The sequence below is a fragment of the Brasilonema angustatum genome (assembly GCF_059505445.1).
The window spans coordinates 31726-51672 of record NZ_JCACKO010000133.1; the positions used below are offsets into that span (position 1 = coordinate 31726).

General features: G+C 40.6%; 22 protein-coding genes and 1 pseudogene. 12 read left to right on the top strand and 11 right to left on the bottom strand.

Going from position 1 to position 19947, the window contains the following annotated elements; genetic code table 11:
- The first annotated feature begins 148 nt into the window (after positions 1–148).
- On the top strand, positions 149–1624 hold the full coding sequence (gene gatB, locus AC5JM2_RS23575; protein WP_495837256.1) for an Asp-tRNA(Asn)/Glu-tRNA(Gln) amidotransferase subunit GatB: 1476 nt from the start codon (positions 149–151) through the stop codon (positions 1622–1624).
- Positions 1625–1987: 363 nt separating this feature from the next.
- Here the strand turns inward: gatB and AC5JM2_RS23580 are convergent, their stop codons facing one another.
- A complete protein-coding gene (locus AC5JM2_RS23580; RefSeq protein WP_495837257.1) occupies positions 1988–2719 on the bottom strand; it encodes a hypothetical protein in 732 nt (243 codons plus the stop codon).
- Between the two features lie 181 nt (positions 2720–2900).
- On the opposite strand from AC5JM2_RS23580, the gene AC5JM2_RS23585 reads away from it, so the two are divergent.
- Positions 2901–3698: a DUF3891 family protein gene (locus tag AC5JM2_RS23585; RefSeq protein ID WP_495837338.1), complete on the top strand. Its 798-nt coding sequence runs from the start codon at positions 2901–2903 to the stop codon at positions 3696–3698.
- Positions 3699–3706: 8 nt separating this feature from the next.
- Here the strand turns inward: AC5JM2_RS23585 and AC5JM2_RS23590 are convergent, their stop codons facing one another.
- The 3 genes from AC5JM2_RS23590 to AC5JM2_RS23600 form a co-directional block, all read right to left on the bottom strand.
- The gene (locus tag AC5JM2_RS23590) at positions 3707–4771 is read right to left on the bottom strand and encodes a glutathione S-transferase family protein (RefSeq protein WP_495837258.1); all 1065 of its coding nucleotides are present in this window, start codon (positions 4769–4771) and stop codon (positions 3707–3709) included.
- 122 nt (positions 4772–4893) lie between these two features.
- Positions 4894–5352, bottom strand: a complete 459-nt coding sequence (locus AC5JM2_RS23595) for a hypothetical protein (protein WP_495837259.1) — start codon at positions 5350–5352, stop codon at positions 4894–4896.
- 453 nt (positions 5353–5805) lie between these two features.
- Positions 5806–6708 carry a M48 family metallopeptidase gene (locus tag AC5JM2_RS23600; protein ID WP_495837260.1) on the bottom strand — a complete coding sequence of 301 codons (903 nt, stop codon included), beginning with the start codon at positions 6706–6708 and terminating at the stop codon, positions 5806–5808.
- Between the two features lie 441 nt (positions 6709–7149).
- Here AC5JM2_RS23600 and AC5JM2_RS23605 point away from each other — a divergent pair, with 441 nt between their 5' ends.
- The 4 genes from AC5JM2_RS23605 (at position 7150) to AC5JM2_RS23620 (ending at position 8991) form a co-directional block, all read left to right on the top strand.
- Positions 7150–7425 carry a ribbon-helix-helix domain-containing protein gene (locus AC5JM2_RS23605; RefSeq protein ID WP_495837261.1) on the top strand — a complete coding sequence of 92 codons (276 nt, stop codon included), beginning with the start codon at positions 7150–7152 and terminating at the stop codon, positions 7423–7425.
- Positions 7426–7520: 95 nt separating this feature from the next.
- Entirely contained in the window at positions 7521–7931 is a 411-nt protein-coding gene (locus AC5JM2_RS23610) for a XisH family protein (protein WP_495837262.1), read from the top strand.
- Between the two features lie 56 nt (positions 7932–7987).
- The gene (locus AC5JM2_RS23615) at positions 7988–8260 is read left to right on the top strand and encodes a XisI protein (protein WP_495837263.1); all 273 of its coding nucleotides are present in this window, start codon (positions 7988–7990) and stop codon (positions 8258–8260) included.
- Between the two features lie 71 nt (positions 8261–8331).
- Entirely contained in the window at positions 8332–8991 is a 660-nt protein-coding gene (locus AC5JM2_RS23620; protein WP_495837264.1) for a Uma2 family endonuclease, read from the top strand.
- A 119-nt stretch (positions 8992–9110) separates the two neighbouring features.
- Here the strand turns inward: AC5JM2_RS23620 and AC5JM2_RS23625 are convergent, their stop codons facing one another.
- From AC5JM2_RS23625 to AC5JM2_RS23635, 3 genes are read right to left on the bottom strand one after another with little or no spacing between them, the layout of a single operon-like run.
- Complete coding sequence (locus AC5JM2_RS23625) at positions 9111–9500, bottom strand: type II toxin-antitoxin system VapC family toxin (protein ID WP_495837265.1); 390 nt, start codon at positions 9498–9500, stop codon at positions 9111–9113.
- Positions 9487–9750 (bottom strand): AbrB/MazE/SpoVT family DNA-binding domain-containing protein, encoded by a 264-nt coding sequence (locus tag AC5JM2_RS23630; protein ID WP_495837266.1) that lies wholly within the window; start codon positions 9748–9750, stop codon positions 9487–9489. Before AC5JM2_RS23630 ends, AC5JM2_RS23625 begins: the two co-directional genes overlap by 14 nt.
- Before the next feature lie 23 nt (positions 9751–9773).
- The gene (locus tag AC5JM2_RS23635; protein WP_495837267.1) at positions 9774–10082 is read right to left on the bottom strand and encodes a type II toxin-antitoxin system HicB family antitoxin; all 309 of its coding nucleotides are present in this window, start codon (positions 10080–10082) and stop codon (positions 9774–9776) included.
- A gap of 62 nt (positions 10083–10144) precedes the next feature.
- Between AC5JM2_RS23635 and AC5JM2_RS23640 the strand changes: the two genes are divergently transcribed.
- The 3 genes from AC5JM2_RS23640 (at position 10145) to AC5JM2_RS23650 (ending at position 11011) form a co-directional block, all read left to right on the top strand.
- On the top strand, positions 10145–10276 hold the full coding sequence (locus AC5JM2_RS23640) for a hypothetical protein (protein WP_495837268.1): 132 nt from the start codon (positions 10145–10147) through the stop codon (positions 10274–10276).
- A gap of 109 nt (positions 10277–10385) precedes the next feature.
- Positions 10386–10676: a nucleotidyltransferase family protein gene (locus tag AC5JM2_RS23645; protein WP_210616362.1), complete on the top strand. Its 291-nt coding sequence runs from the start codon at positions 10386–10388 to the stop codon at positions 10674–10676.
- Complete coding sequence (locus AC5JM2_RS23650; RefSeq protein WP_495837269.1) at positions 10673–11011, top strand: HepT-like ribonuclease domain-containing protein; 339 nt, start codon at positions 10673–10675, stop codon at positions 11009–11011. Before AC5JM2_RS23645 ends, AC5JM2_RS23650 begins: the two co-directional genes overlap by 4 nt.
- 278 nt (positions 11012–11289) lie before the next feature.
- Here AC5JM2_RS23650 and AC5JM2_RS23655 read toward each other — a convergent pair.
- From AC5JM2_RS23655 to AC5JM2_RS23670, 4 genes and pseudogenes are all read right to left on the bottom strand, one after another.
- Positions 11290–13168: pseudogene (locus AC5JM2_RS23655) on the bottom strand (WD40 repeat domain-containing protein); the annotation flags it as partial.
- On the bottom strand, positions 13161–14987 hold the full coding sequence (locus AC5JM2_RS23660; protein ID WP_495837270.1) for an nSTAND1 domain-containing NTPase: 1827 nt from the start codon (positions 14985–14987) through the stop codon (positions 13161–13163). The gene AC5JM2_RS23660 and the pseudogene AC5JM2_RS23655, both read right to left, overlap by 8 nt.
- Positions 14988–15222: 235 nt before the next feature.
- Complete coding sequence (locus AC5JM2_RS23665) at positions 15223–16164, bottom strand: DUF1822 family protein (protein ID WP_495837271.1); 942 nt, start codon at positions 16162–16164, stop codon at positions 15223–15225.
- Positions 16165–16211: 47 nt separating this feature from the next.
- Positions 16212–16898 carry a hypothetical protein gene (locus AC5JM2_RS23670; RefSeq protein ID WP_495837272.1) on the bottom strand — a complete coding sequence of 229 codons (687 nt, stop codon included), beginning with the start codon at positions 16896–16898 and terminating at the stop codon, positions 16212–16214.
- 239 nt (positions 16899–17137) lie between these two features.
- On the opposite strand from AC5JM2_RS23670, the gene miaB reads away from it, so the two are divergent.
- The 3 genes from miaB to AC5JM2_RS23685 all read left to right on the top strand — a co-directional run bounded on the left by miaB (position 17138) and on the right by AC5JM2_RS23685 (position 19945).
- Positions 17138–18493 (top strand): tRNA (N6-isopentenyl adenosine(37)-C2)-methylthiotransferase MiaB, encoded by a 1356-nt coding sequence (gene miaB, locus AC5JM2_RS23675; protein WP_495837273.1) that lies wholly within the window; start codon positions 17138–17140, stop codon positions 18491–18493.
- Between the two features lie 169 nt (positions 18494–18662).
- Positions 18663–19118, top strand: coding sequence for a hypothetical protein (locus AC5JM2_RS23680; protein ID WP_495837274.1), 456 nt, complete (start codon positions 18663–18665; stop codon positions 19116–19118).
- An 83-nt stretch (positions 19119–19201) separates the two neighbouring features.
- The gene (locus AC5JM2_RS23685; RefSeq protein WP_495837275.1) at positions 19202–19945 is read left to right on the top strand and encodes a gamma-glutamyl-gamma-aminobutyrate hydrolase family protein; all 744 of its coding nucleotides are present in this window, start codon (positions 19202–19204) and stop codon (positions 19943–19945) included.
- Positions 19946–19947 lie beyond the last annotated feature (2 nt).

Below are 19947 nucleotides of genomic sequence, written 5' to 3' on the forward strand. Positions count from 1 at the left end.
AAGGAATAACAGCAACCAACCCAAATATCGTTTTGTAATTTGTGGTCGGTTTTCCTGTCAATAGGCATCAGGATTTAAACATTCAAAGCAAGTCGTAATAAAGCTAAAATAGTACCACTATGAAGGACTATGCCTAATTTGTGATTTTATGACTTCTGCTGCTCCAGTAAAAACTGAATACGAGGCGATTATTGGTCTGGAAACCCATTGTCAACTCAGCACCAAAACTAAAATTTTCTCTTCTAGCTCTACGGCATTTGGTGCTGACCCCAATACTAACATTGACCCGGTTTGCATGGGTTTGCCTGGTGTCTTGCCCGTACTGAATGAAAAAGTTCTAGAATATGCTGTTAAAGCAGGTTTAGCGCTGAATTGTCAAATCGCCAAATATAGCAAATTTGACCGCAAGCAATATTTCTATCCTGACTTACCCAAAAATTATCAAATTTCTCAGTACGACTTACCCATTGCTGAACATGGCTGGTTAGAAATTGAATTGGTAGATGCTGACGCTAACCCTGTTCGCAAAAAGATTGGTATCACCCGTCTGCATATGGAAGAAGATGCAGGGAAATTGGTACATGCAGGAAGCGATCGCCTTTCCGGTTCCACCTACTCTCTGGTAGATTACAATCGTGCTGGCATACCTTTAGTAGAAATTGTTTCTGAACCAGATTTGCGTTCTGGACAAGAAGCCGCTGAGTACGCCCAAGAATTGCGTCGAATCTTACTTTACCTGGGCGTCAGCGACGGGAATATGCAAGAAGGTTCTCTGCGTTGTGATGTTAATATCTCCGTGCGTCCTGTTGGACAAAAGGAATTTGGCACTAAAGTAGAAATCAAAAACATGAACTCGTTCAACGCCATCCAACGGGCGATTGAATACGAAATTGAACGGCAAACTGCAGCAGTAGAAGCTGGCGAACGTATCATACAAGAAACTCGTCTGTGGGAAGAAGGTTCTCAACGTACAATTAGTATGCGGATTAAAGAAGGTTCTAGCGATTACCGCTACTTCCCCGAACCTGATTTAGCTCCCATCGAAGTTTCAGAACAACAATTACAAGAGTGGCGCAGTCAACTTCCTGAACTCCCAGCCCTCAAACGCCATCATTATGAAAGCGAGTTGGGGCTGACTGCTTATGATGCGCGAGTCTTGACGGAAGAACGTGCAACTGCTGAGTATTTTGAAGCGGTAATTGCTGCAGGGGCAAATCCTAAAGCTGCTGCTAACTGGATTACTCAGGATGTCGCCGCTTACCTCAACAAAAATAAACTCAAGATCACCGAAATTGGCTTGACACCCACTAACTTGGCTGATGTAATCACTCGGATTGAGAAAGGGAAAATTAGCAATGCGATCGCCAAAGAAAAACTACCAGACTTGCTGAGTGGGACTTCTCCTGAAGAACTGTTTAAAGGCAAAGAACTCATCACTGATCCCAGCGTACTGGAATCTATTATTGATGAAGTCATGGCTGCCAATCCCAAAGAACTAGAAAAGTACCGCAACGGTAACACCAACCTCAAAGGCTTCTTTGTGGGACAAGTTCTGAAAAAAACCAACAAACTCGCAGAACCCAAACTCACAAACCAATTGGTGGAACAAAAGCTGAACGGCTAAACTCTGTAAAGACGTTGGGTTTAACATCTCCATTTTTCCAGTAAGCCCCTGCTTAACAATTCTTTACAAAAAAAATCCTAAAAAATCAGGAAAAAGGGGTGACACCCCCCACCCCAAAGAGTATATACTATGTTTAGTAGATGCACCCTGATGATCTGGAGAGCTACCCAAGTGGTTCTCCTTTTTTATTTCTTTAATTTGGTTACTTGTCCGGTCATTACGGAACGTATCGGGCATTGCAACGCTAGAAAGTGCGTTACCGCTTCGGTTAATTCAAAATTCAAAATGGACTGCGTCGCGCTGCGCTAACAAAATTCACGCATTGAAGATCCCTTCGGGGTGACTGGCATCGCGAAAAGCGAACTAACCACGAACGACTAGGCGATCGCCCATAACTTCAACATCTTTCACCTCCACTGGAAGTTTTTTCAATTCATTTGCAACTTGTTGGTTGAGGAGTTTTTCGTCAAGCCCAAAACGTTGATACATATCGGAGAGAGTCAAGCTGAGACTGCCCAACTTAACGCGGGTTGTCTGATCCAAGCTGATTTGTTTATTGTGCACCTTGGGTTTTCCTTCAACCTCTATGTATACGGGGCGATATTTTAAGATGGGCACAGTTGATAACAGTTTGGAAATCGCAACTTGTTCCTGGGATGGCAACTCGTTTAAGGGAATTGTTCTGAAATCTATCACAGCACCTGCAGAGATTTTGCCATCTTGAATTTGAGTATTTGTCTTAACAACTGCTTGAGCAAGCCGACTTTTATCAGTCGTTTGAGCAATTCCTGAAAGAATCAGCGTATTAACTTCATTCGCATCTAGTTGGACTTCACGTTTGGCATTTGCCCCTTTAAGATGCTCAGAAATTTTACTCAATACTTGCTGTTCTGATGGTTGAATCTGGGTTTCGTTTTGCTCTGTTTTGGCAGGTAGACTTGCTGTTGTCGATGGATTTGAGTACCAAGCAGGTAGCTGAGTTGCTTGTTGCCAAAAGAAGAATAAAACAGCACTACTACCAGCGATCGCACAACACAACAGTAACAAAAGTCGCTTGAACATAACCAAATTCCAAGTCGATATTTTAAGTTTCATATTTTTTTATATACATTTTTCTCGACCATTAGGTCTAGGTTCAAAAAAATGTTTAAGCAAGCGTCAGAAGTCTCTAGTGGAAGATTTAAATAGCCCTGGTTACATTCATTTAACATAGGTTTTTTGTTTGGTGATTAGTTCACAATAAAGATATAAAACAATGCTCCCGTGGTTTTTATTTATGCTGCATCGTTTCACTAAACAGGGACTCATTTGCATTACTCAACCAAATCACGCTTGGCTTTCAGGTCAATTGGCACAAGTTTGGGGAAATGAAGACTTTGGTGACTTTGCTCCAAAAAAAGAAGTCTGTCTCGGTGCGGAACTACATGATATTGGTTGGCTGTTTTGGGAACAAGCACCGACGCTGAACCCGAAAACTGGCTACCCTTATAAATTTATGGAACTTCCAACGCGGGAGCATATAAATATCTGGTCTGGTGCTAGACAACTCGCACTTCCTCTGAGTAGGTATGTAGGACTCCTTGTCTCACTTCACGGAACAGGTTTGTATGAACGCTTTACAAGTTGGCAAAACTCAGCAACTTCCTCTCAAATTGTGCAGCAGTTTTTAGAGGGCGAATATGCCTTCCAAAAACAAATGATAGCTTTTCTCAAAAATGACCAATATTATGCACCATATACAAAACCAGAAGTTATTCAGCGCAATAGAAAACTGATAGCTATATGGGATGCACTATCTATCATTTTATGTCAAGAATTAACTAATAGTAATGATGCACATGTTTCTCACGTACCAACAATTGACGGTGAAACCACTGTCAAACTGACTTTAAAAGAGGTTAAAAACAACCATTATCAAGTCACAGTATCTCCTTGGCCTTTTCAATACAGTCAGGTAGAACTTGTTTACGAGGGACGACTTTTACAGGAGACTTTTAGTGATGAAAAAGCGATGCGAGAAGCTTTGATGAGTGATTGTGCGGTGACTCTGAGCACGACTTTGCAACCAGACTAGAAAGCTTTTTATACATAATTTGTTTGCTTGCCCATCTTGTCGCGATTATGTGGTTCTTGAAGAAACATTGGATCAGGACCAGATGGGATAATACCACCTGGATTGAGTGGAAACAAATTCCCGTAGTAGTCTTGCTTGACACTTTCTAAGTCGCAGGTGTCAGCAATACCTCTGATTTGATACAAGTCACGCAGGTAAGGTCCCAGGTTCTGATAGTCCTGAATTCTTTTGCGATTACACTTAAAAAGCGCGTAGTAAACAGTATCGAAGCGGAATAACGTTGTAAACAAACGGACGTCTGCCAGTGTGACAGTCTCACCACAAAGGTATCGACTGCCACTCAATGCTGTGTCAATTTCATCTAGAGCGGTAAACAGTTCATGATAAACTTGATCATAAGCTTCTTGTGTCTGGGCAAAGCCGCAACGATACACCCCGTTATTTACACTGCTGTAAATCCTTTCATTCCATTGGTCAATCTTTTCTTTGAGTTCCTGTGGGTAGAGATCTAGTGTGGGATTGTTTGCCAACTCGTTGAACTGTGAGTTGAGCATCACAATAATCTCTGAACTTTCGTTGTTAACAATCGTCTTTGTTTGGGTGTCCCACAACACTGGAACTGTAAAGCGTCCACCGTAACCAGGTTGTGCTAATTCATAAAGTTCGGCAAGCGTACGACAACCTTCGTATTCCTGATTAAACACCCAACCTCCTTCAATTGGAGAAGGCGACACAATTGTCAGCGATATTGCTTGTTCAAGTCCTTTGAGCGATCGCACAACAAGAGTACGATGTGCCCAGGGACAACCCAGCCCTGCTATGAGATTGTAACGCCCTGTTGCTGGTTGATACAGATTGCCTTGCTCTGTCCCAACAGAGTTTCTAAATTCGCTGTTTGGTCGAATGTACTCGCCTGACTTGTTACGGGGAGCTAATTTCGACATCATCAGATGCCAAATAGTCGTCCAGACGAACTTTCCTAGCTTAATGATGAGCTTTGGTGGAAGTGACTTCTTACCCTTTTTTGTTTTGGTTTGTTTGTCTGCGACTGGTGAAAGGGTTTGTTGTGACATAAGACTAAGCCGCGCGTTGTACAGTTCATAAATTTAATGGTAACGCTACATTTTTCACGCTTAGTTCCACAAGAGTTATTTTATCCCTGAGTCATCTGTCGCAAACATTTTTTGAATCGGTATTACTTACCGAAAACCCCAACCCCGTAGTAGCATATTGCAGAGTTGCAACTGGGCAGATCAACCTTGACTCGATACGTTCCACTTCGAGCTGGAGTCACACCAACAACCGGAATGTCATCATCATCGGTATCAGCCGCAACGACTTGACCACGGTTATTATAAAGGGTAAGGTCTAAATCTCCACAATCTCCGTCGCACACGCCAACGATGCCATATTCGTGACCGGCACGCAGATTTATGGTTAAATAATCAGAGCCACCACTACGAATTGCATCGATAAAAGGTTCATGGGTTAGCTGATAGCCATTTAAACCAGCACGAATTGCACCTCCCATTAATTGCGCCCTTACTTCCTCAATAAAAGTGTTAGCACTCGCGGGAGTTGGTGCAATAAAAAGCAAACCAGAGATGCCAGAGATAATAGCTGCTGCACCTAAAAAATGAGCTTTGATATTCATAAGTTAAGCTTCCTTTTGTGGTAATTTTGTACGGGAATTTATGCACTTGAAATCAAGCACAAGGATTTTGTAGAGACGGGTTTGATCACGTTTCTACAAGCGAATATGTATCTTGCACCTGTTGAAGTTCAAAAAGGCGAGATTACTAGTACACAAGATCTTTCTTAATTTGTGGGATGAGTTGATTGTTGGAACGATCTGTAGGTGTAATACCAAGTTGCGTTCTGTTGTAGTAGCGCTTTAGGGGAGATTGCTTCGCTCCACTTCGTTTCACTCGCAATGACAGGTACTACCGGGGAATTGCAATTTTGTGTAAGATGTGGAAGAAAAAGAATGCGCTCGCAAAGCGACTCAGAACTGGAGCATCGCCTTCTTTTATCCTTTTAACCTCTTCACTTACATCTACGAATTTACCTGTGTTCAAATACGCAATTTCGGATTTTTTTAGAGGAATTACCGAGAGATAAATCTGGAGTTAATTCGCAAAGATACTCTATCTTCTGACAAATCTAATTTGAGTGGTTGAGGATTATTTTTTAATCGCTCATTACCATCTATCCATAAAGGAAGCCACGAATATTTCTTCATCACTTGGTTAAGTGCATAAATTCTTTGTTGTGTCGGTGGATGGCTGCTATTTTCTGTGTAGTCAGAGGGTAAACGAGAAAGCAGGTTAAACACTCGCAAACCTCCATTTGGATCATAACCAGCTTTAATCATATAGGTGTAACCGATTTCGTCTGCTTGAAATTCATGCTGGCGACTTAATGCTTGTATGGTTCTATCAAACTCTTGTTTTTTCTGAAGAATAATTTGTTGTTTCATGACATCTTTTGTAGCTGGATATATGGGAGTTTTAGATTTTCTCCGTTCTTGTGCAATCCAATTGTTATATTCTGACTGTGCTTGTTTGAGTAATTTTTCTTTTAAACTAGCTTCTGTTTCTTGTTGCTGTGCTAAATGGCGTTGTGTGTGGTGGGCTAATTCATGACTGATAATAAAAGCTAAAGTTGCATCATCACCGTGGATTTGATCTAGCAAGCCTTTGTAGATAACTATTTTATTTAATTCACCCGCGTATGCACTGAAATTATATTCATCAGTGATTTGAAAGCGCCACGGGTGCTCATCAAGTCCATTGGCACGAATCACTCTTTCCGCTACGCTGTAAACCCATTTTAGATTATTATTTTTTGGTTGTAATCGTGGGGTGGAAGTTGATGAATTTGTAGTTGTTGAAAGTGATGGTAATGTATTTATGGCATGGGCTAAACCTGATGTATTGAGGTTGAGTAAAACGCTGCTGCTAAGACCTAATGTGGTAAAAAGGAATTTGCGGATGTATGAAGATGCCATAATCGTAAATGCTTATTTGCTTCGTTTCAATGCCTTTGATTATGTTTACGAAATGACAACTGTGTTATTACGCATTTTTTAAAATTTTCTCAATCCAGCAGGGGTTGCCCAAAAATAACGATAAAACGCAAGCGATACCTACGCTAAGCTATGCGATGGGCGAAGCCCCGCCAAGGGCGATCGCACTGTCCCCTAATCTTACAGACAAGCGAGTGCGTGAAGACGCACGCTGCGCGATACGCGTAGCGTCAAGCCTCCGGCTTATCGCACTCTGTACCCGTCTGAGCGCAAACCGCACGCTCCGTGTTCGCCCTCGCTTGCGCTTACGCGATGGACTTTTGCCCCGACTTTGGCGCAACCAGATATAGCTAGAAAGCTAGAATGTCAGGTGGAGTGCATACTCTTCAGTAAAATTTTAGAATAGAACTAAGGTACTAGGAAATGAACATTTCCCTAAATCCTGAACAAGAGGATTTTATAAAAAAACAGATAGAAAAGGGTAAATATACTAATGCTTTAGAAGTTATTAGTGCTGCTTTTAAGGTACTAGAAGAAAAAGAATTACAGCCTGATAATTCGCCTCATACAAATGAAAATAAAATAGTCTTAGATGATGATAAAATACGAAGTTTAATGAAATTTAGCGAATCTGCAATAAACGAATATTGGCTTAACGAAGAGGAAGACGAAGCTTGGAAAAACCTATACAATACTTGAGCAAGGGTGATGTCATTAAGCTAAAATAGGAATTAAAGCGAATACTGCGTATTATCTACTTTTAACCAGCCTAATTTTTAGTATAGTGAACTTTTATGGCAAAAGATAGATTTCATAATGTTGTCAGAAATGCTTTAGAAAAAGACAGATGGATGATTACGGCAGATCCTTATGAAATCAATGTGAATGATGTAGATTTTGAGATTGATTTAGCAGCAGAGCAACTTTTAGGAGCAGAGCGAGAAGGACAAAAAATAGCGGTGGAAATTAAAAGCTTTATTAGTCCATCGAATGTTTCAGAATTTCATACTGCTTTAGGACAATTTTTAAATTATCGGGATGCATTAGATAAAATTGAACCCGCTCGCTTACTTTATTTAGCTGTTCGTGTCCCAGTTTATGAAACTTTTTTTCAAAGGAAATTTATTGCATCGGCAGTTGCAAAATATCAATTACGATTGATGATTTACGATGTACAAGAGGAGGTTATTCGTCAATGGCTGTAGAAAAATATCGGCAATATATTCGACATCTTCTTTGCGAACGGCAAAAGCGAGCTTCGATGTCACGAAATTACGAAGAGTATGAAGTACAAACAATTTTCGACGAACAGCAAGATCACTATCAACTACTTTATGTTGGCTGGCGTGGAAATAAACGCGATTTTGGCTGTATTTTACATCTCGATATTAAAGATGGGAGAATATGGATTCAACATGATGGCACAGAAGAGGGGATTGCCAATCGATTAGTTGAAATGGGAGTACCCAAGCAAGATATTATTTTGGCATTTCACGAACCCTATGTGCGTCAGTTTACCGGGTTTGGAACTTGAGAAATAAAAGCACGGGAAAGAATTAATATAGCTTCGCTAAAATAAAACCACCTGCTGTCACAATATGAACTATGACCTATACCCCACCCAAGCTTATCACTTTCGAGCAATTTCTCGTTGAGTATGGGGATAATCCGCGTTACGAACTTATTGACGGAGAATTACGTGACATGGAACCAACTGGTCCTCATGAAGAAGTTGCAGGAAATATTGCTGGTAGAATTTATACTGAAATTCTTCGTACTCATTTAAACTGGTTGATTCCCAAAACTTGTTTGATTAAACACCCACGCGCAGAAGCAACAGCATTACGTCCAGATGTGATTGTTTTAGATAAAGAAAAACTCGCTAAAGAACCACTTTGGCAAAAGGAACCTATTATTTGTAATGGTAATACGATTAAGCTGGTTGCGGAAGTTGTGAGTCAGTGCGTTGCGCGGGTTCCCCGCGTTGAAGCAACTGACGAACCCGTAAGGGTGAGTACTAATTGGCAAGATGATTATGCAAGAAAAGTTGAAGAATATGCTTTTCTGGAAATTCCTGAATATTGGATTGTAGATTTTCGTGGTTTGGGTGGTTTGCAATTTATCGGTAATCCCAAACAACCTACTTTTACTGTATGCCAATTAGTTAATGGTGTATATCAGCAGCAACAATATCGCTTGGGAGATACTATTTCTTCTTATTTATTCCCAAATTTAGATCTGAAACTAGATGATGTCATGCCATAGCGATAAGCCGGAGGACTTCGGCGTGAGCGCTCAGTCGAACGCTTGACGCTACGCGTATCGCACTTTTTTTAAACTACACAATACAGATATTTAGTTGTTGTAAAGGTAAAATTACAAACTTAAGGTTGCTGTACTTCACAAGTAGTTAATCCCTTAGCTCTTTTTATAAACTTCTCATCAAAAGTATAAAATTGTGTATGATTTTGACTATTGGCAAGGTGAAAAGCATCCGCAAAATCTAAGCCAGCTTCATGCCATTGCAGCGATTGAGCCACCACATTTGCGTTATTAAGATGAACATTTGGTAAGCCGAAAAGTTTTCTTAAAGCTTCACAAATCTCGACAGGTTTAAATTTATAGGCAAATCTAAGCACCCATTCAGTTTCGAGAATGACAGTATCAGGTATAAAAACATTCTGTGTTTGAAAAATTTCTAGACTCTTTTGGTATTGTAATTCGTCATCTTGAGTCAAAAAACGCACAATTATATTAGTATCAACTGCCACCATGCCATGATTCCTCTATACCCTGACGGATAGCATCATCCATTTCTTCAAGAGTTTTTGGTATGCCTTGGTATTTTAAGCATCCACCAACATCAGCCAATGTGGTTTCTAAAAAAGGTTTTTTTGGTTTCAGAAGAATTCCGTCACCCATATCAATTGCTATTAGTTCCTGTCCCACTTCCCAGCCATGAGACTTTCGCAATGGTTCGGGAATCATTACTTGTCCTTCATTGGAGATTTTTGTGATTTCCATAATTGAGAGAACATAAAATATAATTATTCTGTTGAAATTATTGTATGTGATTCTTTGCGGATAGTAGCTAGTTTCTCCATAAAATCGTCAAATGTTGGATCGTTAGCAAATATTCCTGCATACTTCATCTGAGTTATTTCTTGGTGAGGTAGTTCTTTAGGATTAACTTCGATAGTCACAAACTTACCTGTTGCTAATTGCGTTTCTAACGCCGTTTTAACCTTTGATATAGCTTCTTCTTCTGTATTAGCCTCAACCATTACATTTGGCATACCAACCACTGACGCTACAAAGTTATCTTTTTGATTTTGAACAAAAATTTGGTATTGCATAATTGTTTATCTTTCGGTTGAGAAATAAGAATTATCTATAGATAACATTATAACCTATACCGATGGTTTCCAATATCGCTGAGTTCGGCGGTTTTTTTTCTGACATCAAAATATCGGCTATTTGTATAGGTTCTTATGAAATAGAAGATTTTGAACTCGATTTGAAAAATTTGCGGGAGTTGGGTAGGTTGTGATTGTTATTAGAGCAGGTTAGTATGATAAGCGTTGACACCAAAGACCAGAAGATGCCTGAAAATGCCAAACTAGAGGTAGAGATTTGTTGAAATCATTTTGGGTTAGGCTATGGGCATTGATGAAATACTTAAAGCTTATCGGGAAGAAATTTTGAGAATTGCGGCTTTGTACGGAGCGTATAATGTCCGGGTATTTGGTTCTGTGGCGAGAGGAGAAGCAAGACTAGATAGTGATGTAGATTTTCTGGTGGAACTTGAACCACAACGAACCTTACTAGATCAAATTGCTTTGATGCAGTCCTTGGAAGAATTGCTAGGACGTAAAGTGGATCTAACTGAACCAGAAACTCTACATGAGTTGATTAGAGATAAAGTGTTGCGGGAAGCTGTGGTGTTGTGAGAGATGATCGGCTGTACTTGAGCAACATCTTTGAATGTATCGAGCGCATAGAGTCTTATACTCGTGATGGCAAAGAGGTATTTTTGCAAACCACTATAATTCAAGATGCGGTAATTAGAAATTTTGAAATTATTGGGGAAGCAACGAAGCGGTTATCTCCCGAAATCAGAGCAGTTTACCCAGATGTACCTTGGCAGCAAGTAGCAGGTTTTAGAGATGTACTGATTCATGATTATTTGAAGGTGAATTTAAATCGAGTTTGGGGCGTGATTGAGCAGAATTTGCCCCAACTAAAGGCAACTATTGAGGCGATTTTGCTTGAATTGGGGAAGTAATTACAGGCTTTCCTGCTAGCTCAGATCTTGCACCATAATGTTCGTCCGCCAAGAAATAAATTTCTTGGCTCAAAGTCCAAGTCCGTTAAAACGGACTGGATAAGTCTTTCAGTCCGTTTTAACGGACTTGGCTTATTAGCCTTGAACTTCAGTTCAAGGCGTACTCAGGTCGAGGTGCAAGATCTAATACGTTCTAGTAATTGCTTGTCTGTCATTATCTGGGGTGTGGCGTATTAAGTTTATTTTGATTTTAATTGAATTAACATCGCTATTGACCCTCAACGCTTGATGTCGTCACACAAACGCCTATCTTCTGCGCTGACATCGGGGTTATTTTTATTTTGTAGGTAGTCTCGTATTAAGCCACACCCCCGCACCAGCAAATTATCTAAATCGAAATTCCACAGTTTTATAGTATTATCACTGGACGCAGAAGCAAGGGTTTTACCATCGGGACTAAAGCTGAGGCTTTGAATATAGGAGCTGTTAAAATTACCTTTGTCTTCTTTGAGAGTTTGAATCTCCCTACCAGTGTTAACATTCCACAATTTCACCGTATTGTCATGTGATGCGGAAGCAAGGGTTTTGCCGTCGGGACTAAAGCTGAGGCTTGTAAACAAGTCTGTATGACCTTTAAGGGTTTTAATTTCCTTACCACTTTTGACATCCCACAGTTTCGCTGTCTTGTCAATAGATGCGGTAGCAAGGATTTTACCATCCGGGCTAAAACTGACGCTATCAACAGTGTTTGTATGCCCTTGAAGGGTTTTAATTTCCTTGCCACTGTTTATATCCCACAGTTTCGCTATCTTGTCAGCAGACCCGGAAGCAAGAGTTTTTCCATCCGGGCTAAAACTGACGCTATCAACAGTGTTTGTATGCCCTTGAAGGGTTTTAATTTCCTTGCCACTGTTTATATCCCACAGTTTCGCTGTCTTGTCCAAAGCAGACCCGGAAGCAAGAGTTTTTCCATCGGGACTAAAGCTGACGCTATTAACATATTCTGTATGCCATTTCAGGATTTGTCTATCACTGTTGACATCCCACAAAATTATCGTATTGTCAGATACGGAAGCAAGGGTTTTTCCATCGGGACTAAAGCTGACGCTATTAACATTGTCTGTATGACCTTTCAGGATTTTAATTTTCTTGCCACTTTTTAGATCCCACAGTTTCACCGTTTTGTCACGAGATGCGGCAAGGGTTTTACCATCGGGACTAAAGCTGGTACTATCAACCCATGATGTATGCCCTTGAAGAATCTTAACTTTCCTAGCACTGTTGATATTCCACAGTTTCACCGTGTCGTCAGTAGATGCAGAAGCAAGAGTTTTGCCATCTGGGCTAAAGCTAACGCCATTAACTCCGGATGTATGCCATTGAAGGGTTTTAATTTCCTTGCCACTGTTTATATCCCACAGTTTCGCTGTCTTGTCAACAGATGCGGAAGCAAGGATTTTACCATCTGGGCTAAAGCTAACGCTATTAACCCAGGATGCATGTCCAGTAAGTGTTTTAACTTCCCTACCACTGTCTGTGTCCCACAGTTTCACCGTGTTGTCAAGTAATGATGCGGAAGCAAGGGTTTTGCCATTCGGGCTAAAGCTGACGCTTGTAACAGAGGATGTATGCCCATTAAGGGTTTTAATTTCTCTACCAGTGTTGATATCCCACAGTTTCACCGTTTTGTCATATGATGCGGAAGCAAGGGTTTTGCCATCTGGGCTAAAGCTGACGCTTGTAACAGAGGATGTATGCCCCTTAAGGGTTTTAATTTCTGTACCACTGTTGAGATCCCACAGTTTCACTGTTTTGTCACTAGATGCCGAAGCGTCAGCTTTTGCCATTCGGGCTAAAGCTGACGCTTGTAACATGTTCTGTATGCCCAATAAGTGTTTTAATTTCTCTACCAGTGTTGAGATCCCACAGTTTCACTGTTTTGTCACTAGATGCCGAAGCAAGGATTTTACCATCCGGGCTAAAGCTAACACTATTAACGGAGTCTGTATGACCTTTGAGAATTTTAATTTCCTTGCCACTGTTGATATCCCAAAGTTTCACCGTATTTTCATTAGCCCCGGAAGCAAGGGTTTTGCCATCTGGGCTAAAGCTGACGCTATTAACGGGGGCTGTATGACCTTTAAGGGTTTTAACTTGAAACTCTTCTACCACCTTTAGCAATGTCGATAGAGTTTGCATCTGTGTTTCCCCTGCTATCCAAGGTTTCCAAATATTTCCTGTAAGGAATTTTCCACCGTTCTAATTCTTCCCGGTTCATCCGCACCAGTAATTCTGGTTGATAATTCTGCAACGCTTTGCCAAAAGGTTCGTAATCATCAAGCGCCTTGCTAAAAAAGTCCGCCCGCAAAGTAAGCACCAGAGTAAAAAACGGTGCATTGTTCACCGCTTGCAGCAATCCATCTAAAAAGATTTTGCGTTCCGATGCATCCGCGCAAAGCGTATAAATTTCTTCAAATTGATCGCCAACAAGCAACAATCGGCGCTGCGAGTCGGGAGATAAAGTTTGGATGCTTTCGATAGTTGTTTGCAGAGTTGACGTATCTTGTCGCAATTGGAGTTCTAGTTTAGCTTCGAGTAAGTGGCGATCGTCGCCATCCTCCAAGTTAAACGCTGATGCCAACGCCAACGCTAACGACTCAAAAGGATTTTTCAAAGGACGAAACGAGAGAATCAGCCAACTATTAACAGTATCCCGACGCAACTGAGGAATTAAACCAGCAAACACCAACGATGACTTTCCGCTTCCAGAAGCACCAACCACAGCAACTAACGGCTTGCTGTTAACGGAGGATACAAGCTGCAAAGTCGCCTTCTCTCTACCAAAAAAATACTGGGCGTTCGCTTCCCCAAACGCCGCTAACCCTTGATAGGGACAAAAAGAAATTATCCCCAAACTTTGCCAAGTTGGTGGTATTTCCGTCTGATTTTGGACAATAACAGGCAACCAACTTGCACAAGGAAATTCTGACTCAAGTTTTTGTAACTCACTCCGCGCATTTCTCACAGAAATATAGAGAGACTTTCCACTAGTAAACTCTTGTAAAAAATACTTCAAAAACTTCTGCGCTACCTGATCTGGTACAGGTTCCCGCATGACAATCACTTGCGGAATATTCAATTGTTCTAATTCGTAGGCAATACCCAAACCATCGCAAGAATTAAAAAACGCTATTTGCAATCGTCTTTTTATCGCCACTTGCAAAGCATCTCTCAATTCTGCCATCGTCAAACTATCACAGTTATTTAAATAAATCCTTCCCTGCATTCCTTGAGTTTGGGAATGTCCAGAGAAAAACAACATATCCCACCCTAGATTATCTTGCAGGTAATGATTTAATTCCTGGCGGGATGGGTTGTCAGTTAAAATAATTTCGGCATCATTGCCACAGAAACTTTGCAAATATTGCTTATCTTCGTCTATATTAATTCCCGTGCGATCGCCTAAAATAATTAAAATTCTAATCTTTTCTCGGTAAGGTCTTTCCCCACGTTCAGCATTGGGTGAGCTTAAAGCCACTTCTACCAGTGGAAACTTACTTAAAATATCCCACAAATGCCAGGGTAGCTGACGTAATTCATGGCAAGAAGTTGTAATAATTATTCTGATTTCATTTTCTGGTTCTAATTCCTTTAAACAATTGACAATTGAGTCAAAAGATGCTGAAGCTAGCCAAGAATTAAAATTCTCCAGTAAGTTTATTGATTGCTTTTCGCACTCTTCATTCAGAGATTGAATATTAATGCTGCGAACTTGAATAGCTTTAATTCTAAATTGACCATACCGACTGCGATAGGTATTGTGCCATGTATTTAATAATGGGGTAATAGTCGTATTGCCTGGTAACTTAGCTGTGATTGTTCGATGAGGTGTTTCTCCATCATTAGCAATTTCTAAAGTTACATTAAGTTCGGAATTAATCTTACCATAAAACTTGAGCAGCACTAATTTTTTCATAAGCAATGTAAATGATTTTTTTTTGTAGGGACGAAGGGCTATAAGAAAGTAGGAACACGGTAGAGCGATCGCCCCCAATACGGTTCGGTTAAGATCCCCCCGCCTGCGGCGACCCCCTTAAAAAGGGGGTAAAAGAGGGTTAAAAGCCCCCCTTTTTAAGGGGGGTTGGGGGGATCTTCAAAAGATTAAAACGTTAACCGAACCGTATTGCGATCGCCCCCACGCAATATACTTATCACACAACGAACTCTTGTCTTACTTTCGACTCTCCTAAAATGACATCAATACTAAATGTCTCCCCAAAATCAGCGCTAAATTCGACTTCAATCCAATTATCTTTCTGCCGAGAAGTCGTATCTAAAACTTCCTCTCCCTGATCATCAATCACAGCCACCTTTAATCCTTCAGATATATACACTTTTTCCCCAGGTATATATTCATCTTTAGGGAGAGACACTTGTATCAAAATTTTCACTTCATCTTGATTTTTAATTGCTAACTGATTTTCTGCTGCGAGCGTCACAATCAAAGCAACAGATTCGCCATTTAACTCCAAACCCAAATCAATTTTTCTACCGCGTGTGATACTGAAACTTCTACACCCCATCCATTCGATTTGTTGCGGATGTAAAAGTTCATCAATTGTCTGCCAGCCTTCTGTAATAACTCCTTTTATCCATTGCTGAAGACTAACTGTTGCTGCTTGTTCTTTCTCCGTCAAATAATCGAGTAAATCGTCTACTGATTGCAACTGACTCAGAGAAACTTTTGCGGCTGCTTGAGTTGTAAAACCTAGAATCGTCGCTGATTTTAAAGATTCGCTCAGCTGCACGGCTACATAGCCAACTCTATCAAATCTAACCTCTGGCGGAATCTCCAAATATTCTGCATTTGGTAAAACAGGACGACACTCTAACTTTCCAATATTTTTGACTTCTAACTCTGCTACATCTATTAAACTCCGCATCCAAGGATTGTAATTATCTTCTTCTTCTTGATTGGTTTCAAAATCCATACAGCGAAGATAAGAATCTACTGCATATACAGCTAAAGTATTGAGATATATTTTTCTGGCATTTTCATTGTTTGATATCCCTTGTCTGCGCTTATCAGCCTTATCATGAGCCTCAAAACTCAAAGGAACTCTAAAAGATATTTGTTCAGCGTTAGCGTTCATAATTAATTATCCTTAATGTTGAAGTGCAAAGAGTGAATGATTGTAAACTACTGTAAATATCTACGAAAATAATCGATAATCTTACGCTTTTTTAGACTCCGTTGGTAAAGCTCAGAAAGTCTTGGTATTGGATGATCTAATTTTTCCGATATATACTTCCACTCTTCTCCATCTAATCTCATTAATAAAATTCGTTGCAAATTGGCATTTATGTCATTTCCGATGTAAGTAATCTGTAAAATCCTTTCTGGATCATCTTTGATAAATTCTCTAAGTAAATAATTTTCGCTATTTTCGTAGGTTTGAGATACTTCTTTTTCTTTTAGTTCTTTGCGAACTCTAGACAATTGCCCTTTCGCCGAATTATCAAAACCAACTTCCAAACTATATAATTCATCCAGACAGAAGATTGCTTGTTGTCGTCTGGCTTGTCTGAGAATCTCAAAAAACCGTGAGTTCATTATTTGATTTACCCAAGCCATAACCGGATGTTGTGGATTGTAATTATGGATATTTTCGCAAATTTTCATCCAGGTTTTTCCCAGTGCTTCGTCATAAATGTCTTGAAAATGAGGATAATCTTCCCATTCTGTAAATCTTTTTATTTTTCCGGAATCCTGAATTTTTTTGATTAACCGATTCAACGCTTTCCTTCGTTCACGACTCTTAGGCGGATGTTGTTGTGCTTCGTTTACTAACTGTCGCAGTTGATAATTTAAAACATCTTCATCCATTGAAACCTCCTGCTTAACTCCAAAAGTTCGGTAATTTGTTGTAAATATCGAAACATTAATATAAAATGATGCGATAAGACTCCCGTACCACTTCAAACCCTTCTACGAATGAGACGGGGAGTTTTTACGCAAAATTAAGAATAATATTGTATGTAGTACAAAACTACATTATTTATAGTATCGAAAATCTATAATTTTCATTAGTGCAATTCGCGATCTCATTCCCTTTGGAAGTTACCATGACCACTTCATCCCGACGCTATCACATCACCACCTTCGGTTGCCAAATGAACAAAGCCGACTCAGAACGTATGGCTGGCATCTTAGAAGACATGGGCTTTGAGTGGTCAGAAGACCCAAATCAAGCAGATTTGATTCTCTACAATACTTGTACAATCAGAGATAATGCTGAGCAAAAAGTATATTCATATCTTGGTAGACAAGCAAAGCGTAAACATGAGCAACCAGACTTAACTATCGTTGTTTCAGGTTGTGTTGCCCAGCAGGAAGGCGAAGCACTGTTGCGGCGTGTGCCAGAATTAGACCTGGTGATGGGACCGCAACACACTAACCGTTTGAATGATTTGCTACAACAAGTGTTTGACGGTAACCAAGTTGTCGCAACTGAACCCGTTCACATTATGGAAGATATCACCAAGCCGCGACGGGATAGTAATGTCAGCGCTTGGGTGAATGTGATTTATGGCTGTAATGAACGCTGCACTTACTGTGTGGTTCCAAATGTACGCGGTGTGGAGCAATCCCGTACACCCGAAGCAATTCGCGCGGAAATGGAAGAAATAGCGCGGCTTGGTTATAGAGAAGTGACTTTACTCGGTCAAAATATTGATGCTTACGGGCGAGATTTGCCGGGAGTCACGCCGCAAGGTCGCCATTTGCACACTTTGACAGATTTACTTTACTATGTCCATGATGTGCCAGGAATTGAGCGGATTCGGTTTGCCACTTCTCATCCCCGTTATTTCACCGAACGCCTGATCAAAGCTTGTGCAGAATTACCCAAGGTGTGCGAACACTTCCACATTCCCTTCCAATCTGGAGATAACGAAGTTCTAAAGCGCATGAGTCGGGGTTACACTCATGAGAAATATCGCCGGATAATCGATACAATTCGGCGGTATATGCCAGATGCGTCGATTAGTGCTGATGCAATTGTGGGTTTTCCGGGTGAGACAGAACAACAGTTTGAAAATACTCTCAAATTGGTAGATGATATTGGCTTTGATTTGTTGAATACAGCAGCGTATTCTCCACGTCCAGGAACACCAGCAGCAATTTGGGATGAGCAATTGAGTGAAGAAACCAAGAGCGATCGCCTGCAACGACTCAATCATCTTGTTGGTATGAAAGCAGCCGAGCGATCGCAACGTTACATGGGACGCACTGAAGAAGTCCTAGTGGAAGACCAAAACACCAAAGACAAAACCCAAGTCATGGGACGTACCCGTGGAAACCGTCTCACCTTTTTCACTGGTGATATCAATAAACTTAAGGGCAAGTTGGTTCAAGTAAAAATTACCGAAGTTCGTGCTTTTAGCTTAACAGGTGAGGAGATTCCGGTCTTGGTTTGCTAGCTGTCAGCGTTAGAGGAACTTTTGGTTTGATTGGATGGTTCGATATCGCGCTTTTTGGCTGCGGTTTCGCAGTTCGCTTGCAAAGAAAAAGTGCTGGTGAGAACCTGTAAGTATTAATTACGTCGAAGTATTCGGAACATGCATTTTTTCTTTTAGTGAACAGGTAAGTATGCAGCAACTAACTTGGAGACAGTTAAAGTTTGTAATAGGAGTTTTTTTGGCTATAGGGATTACTCCAGTCCTAGCTCAAAATACACCACAAAACCCACCCGCACGCACGTATCAACCTGGCTATTGGCAACCGATCGCACGAGTCAATCCAAAAAGCCCATTTGCAGTTGTCCTAGTCAATCAAACAAAGTCTGCTTTGAAATACAATTTTCTTGATGGGCGTGCGGATAACGATTTATCTGTGGGAGCTAATACACAACTCAAAAATATTTCCCTACCAGTTAACATTGCCGTTTACGATCCTTCGCAAGAAGCTGCAACTCAAGAAGCAAGCGGTTTGAGGTATGAAACTTCTGTTACGAATAATGTTCTGACAATCACAATTATGCCTGCTCGAACTACAGGTTATCATGTGATTAACATAGCTAAAAATGGAGCTATTTACAAATACTAGAGCAAACAAATACAAGATACAGCAACTTTGCCCGGATGTGCTACGCTATCTGAATTTGAGGCGTGATAGAGTGTGCAAAAACCATGAGTCAAGAATCCAAACCCCCACAGATTGGTATCACAACCTATGGTCGTCAGCAAGCAACTGCTGTATCCCCACTCAGTGCTTACTCAAATGCTGTACAAGCCGCAGGTGGTGTGCCAGTTTTGTTGCCAGCAACAGAGGTTGAGCCATTAAAACTCCTTGAGCCTCTTGATGGTCTTATTCTTTCTGGTGGTGGAGATATTGATCCAGTTTTTTACAATGGCTCGTTTCATCCTAAGATTTATTCTGTAGATTCACATAGAGATGTTTTTGAACTCCAAATAGCACGCTTTGCTTTAGATAACCACATACCAGTGTTAGGCATTTGCAGAGGATTGCAAATCTTGACTGTAGTATCTGGTGGTACTCTCATTCCTGATATACCAGATAAGTATGGTACATCCGTCTTGCATAGACTAGAACCAGAACCAGGACTGTGGCAATCTACAGAGCATATAATCAAAATCAATCCAAATAGCCGTCTGGCAAAGTTGATTCAAAAAACTCAAATATCTGTGGTTTCATTTCATCACCAAGCTGCACGTAGAATCCCGCCTGGTTGGCATGCTGTTGCATATGCATTGAAAGATGGAGTGATTGAAGCAATCGAACATGAACATCATCCTTGGGCAATAGGTGTTCAATGGCATCCAGAACTTTCTCCAAATGATCCCAATCATCAGCGAATTTTTCAGGGTTTTATACAATCAACACTTTCTCGGAAAAATCTTATTAGAATTTGAGT